The sequence below is a fragment of the Pseudomonas sp. UBA6276 genome (genome assembly GCF_002438365.1).
Taxonomy (GTDB): Bacteria; Pseudomonadota; Gammaproteobacteria; order Pseudomonadales; family Pseudomonadaceae; genus Aquipseudomonas; species Aquipseudomonas coleopterorum.
In genome coordinates this window covers 1-3069 of record NZ_DJUS01000055.1, presented here as the reverse complement: position 1 = coordinate 3069, position 3069 = coordinate 1, and the positions used below count along the sequence as shown (strand labels likewise).

Here is a 3069-nt window from a genome sequence, read left to right as displayed (position 1 = left end):
ATCGCCGAGCCGATCCAGGGCGCCGGCGGGGTGATCATTCCGCCCGAAAGCTACTGGCCGAAGGTCAAGGAAGTGCTGGCGCGCTACGACATCCTGTTCGTCGCCGATGAAGTGATCTGTGGCTTCGGCCGTACCGGCCACTGGTTCGGCAGCGACTACTACGACCTGGCGCCTGACCTGATGACCATCGCCAAGGGCCTCACCAGCGGCTACATCCCCATGGGTGGAGTGATCGTGCGCGACGAAGTCGTGCAGGTGATCAACCAGGGTGGCGACTTCAACCATGGCTTCACCTATTCCGGGCATCCGGTAGCGGCGGCAGTAGGGCTGGAAAACCTGCGTATCCTGCGCGACGAGCACATCGTCGATAACGTTCGCACCGAGGCGGCACCGTATTTGCAAAAGCGTCTGCGGGAGCTGCTGGACCATCCATTGGTGGGCGAGGTCCGCGGCCTGGGCATGCTCGGGGCGATCGAACTGGTCAAGGACAAGGCCACGCGCAGCCGTCACGAGGGCCGGGGTGCCGGCATGATCTGTCGGCAGTTCTGCTTCGACAACGGACTGATCATGCGCGCGGTGGGTGACACCATGATCATTGCACCGCCGCTGGTCATCAGCCATGCCGAGATCGACGAGCTGGTGAGCAAGGCACGCCTTTGCCTTGACCTGACACTCGAAGCGCTAGGTGGCTAAATGCTAGGCTTGCCGAGGCTGACGAATTGATGCCTGCCCCTGTAGGAACAGGCTATGCCCGCGAATGTTCGTACCCCCTGTGGGAGCGGGCTCTGCCCGCGAATGGTCACACCCTTTGTGGGAGCGGGCTCTGCCCGCGAATGGCCGCGACACCGATTCACGCCGTTCGCAGACAGAGCCAGCGCCCACAGGGCATCGGCAGCTTCCCCAGCAATCTCGACATCGGATTTCGATAAAATTGGAGCACAACGCATGAAGATATTTGGCAAGACCCTCCTCGCCGCGGCCCTGATGGGGGCGATGGCCAGTGCTGCGCAGGCGGACGACAAGGTTCTGCACGTGTACAACTGGTCGGACTACATTGCGCCGAACACGATCAAGCAGTTCGAGGAGGAGTCGGGGATCAAGGTCGTTTACGACGTATTCGACAGCAACGAAACCCTGGAAGCCAAGTTGCTGGCCGGCAAGTCCGGCTACGATATCGTCGTGCCTTCCAACAACTTCCTGGCCAAGCAGATCAAGGCTGGCGTTTACCAGGAGTTGGACCGCTCCAAGCTGCCGAACTGGAAGAACCTCAATCAATCGCTGCTCAAGGCAGTGTCGGTGAGCGATCCGGACAACAAGCATGCCTTCCCGTACATGTGGGGCTCGATCGGCATCGGCTTCAATCCCGACAAGGTCAAGGCTGCCCTGGGTGCCGACGCGCCGACCAACAGCTGGGACCTGCTGTTCAAGCCGGAAAACGCGGCCAAGCTGAAGTCGTGCGGCATCAGCTTCCTCGATTCGCCGACCGAGATGCTGCCGATCGCCCTGCATTACCTGGGCTATCCGACCGACTCTCAGGACAAGAAGCAGCTTGCCGAAGCCGAAGCGCTGTTCCTCAAGGTGCGTCCTTCGATCGGCTACTTCCACTCCTCCAAGTACATCTCCGACCTGGCCAACGGCAACATCTGCGTAGCCGTGGGTTACTCGGGTGACATCTACCAGGCCAAGTCGCGCGCCGAAGAGGCCGGTGGCAAGGTCAAGGTCAGCTACAACATTCCCAAGGAAGGTGCCGGCAGCTTCTTCGACATGGTCGCCATTCCCAAGGATGCCGAGAACGTCGAAGGCGCCTACAAGTTCATGACCTTCCTGATGAAGCCGGAAGTCATGGCCGAGATCACCAACAGCGTGCAATTCCCCAACGGTAACGAGGCTGCAACGGCTTTGGTGGATAAAGCCATCAGCGAAGATCCTGGTATCTACCCGCCAGCCGACGTGCAGGCCAAGCTGTATGCCATCGCCGATCTGCCTGCGGCAACGCAGCGCATCATGACGCGCAGCTGGACGAAGATTAAGTCGGGCAAGTAAGCATCGGCCCTGTGGGAGCGGTAAGCCAGTGATGGCCTCATCGCAGGCAGAGCCAGCTCCCACAGGTCTGGCGTTGATCACTCATCCTGCGTCAGTGAAGCCAGGCTGTGACTGGGATTCGCGGAATCAATCATTGCGGCGCAAGGACATGAACGGTAAGTTGCGCGCCGGTTTTATTATATAAAACAGACTATTGAGAGGACCTGCACTTGTCACACTCTTTGTTTCGCAAGGCCATGCTGATCGGTGCGGGTCTGACCCTGGCGCTCAATGCCCAAGCGGCAGGCACCGTGCACATCTACAACTGGTCCGATTACATCGGCGAAAGCACCCTGGCGGATTTCGAAGCCGCGACCGGTATCAAGCCGATCTACGACGTGTTCGACTCCAACGAAACCCTGGAAGGCAAGTTGCTGGCGGGCCATACCGGCTACGACGTGGTAGTGCCGTCCAACCATTTCCTGGGCAAACAGATCAAGGCCGGGGCTTTCCAGAAACTGGACAAGACCCAGCTGACAAATTACTCCAACCTGGATCCGGTGCTGCTCAAGCGCCTGGAAAAGAACGATCCGGGCAACCAGTACGCCGTGCCCTATCTGTGGGGCACCAACGGCATCGGTTACAACGTGGACAAGATCAAGGAAGTGCTGGGTGTCGACAAGATCGATTCCTGGGCCATGGTGTTCGAGCCTGAAAACATCAAGAAGCTGTCCAAGTGCGGCGTCGCTTTCCTCGACTCGCCAGACGAGATGTTTCCAGCCGTGCTCAACTACATGGGCCTGGACCCCAACACCACCGACGAGAAGCTGTACAAGAAAGCCGAGGAGAAGCTGCTCAAGGTCCGTCCCTACGTGACCTACTTCCATTCCTCCAAGTACATCAGCGACCTGGCCAACGGTAACATCTGCATGGCCGTGGGCTATTCCGGCGACGTGTTCCAGGCCAAGTCGCGTGCCGAGGAAGCGGGCAAGGGCATCAAACTGGCCTATTCGATTCCCAAGGAAGGCGGCAACCTCTGGTTCGACA

The 3069-nt window shown here is 59.3% G+C and carries 3 protein-coding genes; all 3 read left to right on the top strand.

Annotated elements, in window-relative coordinates:
* On the top strand, positions 1–693 hold a 693-nt coding region (locus B2V21_RS06380; RefSeq protein WP_286916360.1), incomplete at its 5' end, for an aminotransferase class III-fold pyridoxal phosphate-dependent enzyme.
* 252 nt (positions 694–945) lie between these two features.
* Positions 946–2043 carry a polyamine ABC transporter substrate-binding protein gene (locus B2V21_RS06375; RefSeq protein WP_056844715.1) on the top strand — a complete coding sequence of 366 codons (1098 nt, stop codon included), beginning with the start codon at positions 946–948 and terminating at the stop codon, positions 2041–2043.
* A 236-nt stretch (positions 2044–2279) separates the two neighbouring features.
* Positions 2280–3069, top strand: a 790-nt coding sequence (locus B2V21_RS06370; protein ID WP_414708366.1) for a polyamine ABC transporter substrate-binding protein, incomplete at its 3' end; no start/stop codon positions are given.

Coding starts and splice junctions, on each gene's coding strand:
- B2V21_RS06375 (WP_056844715.1), top strand. CDS start 946: ATGAAGATATTTGGCAAGACCCTCCTCGCCGCGGCCCTGATGGGGGCG.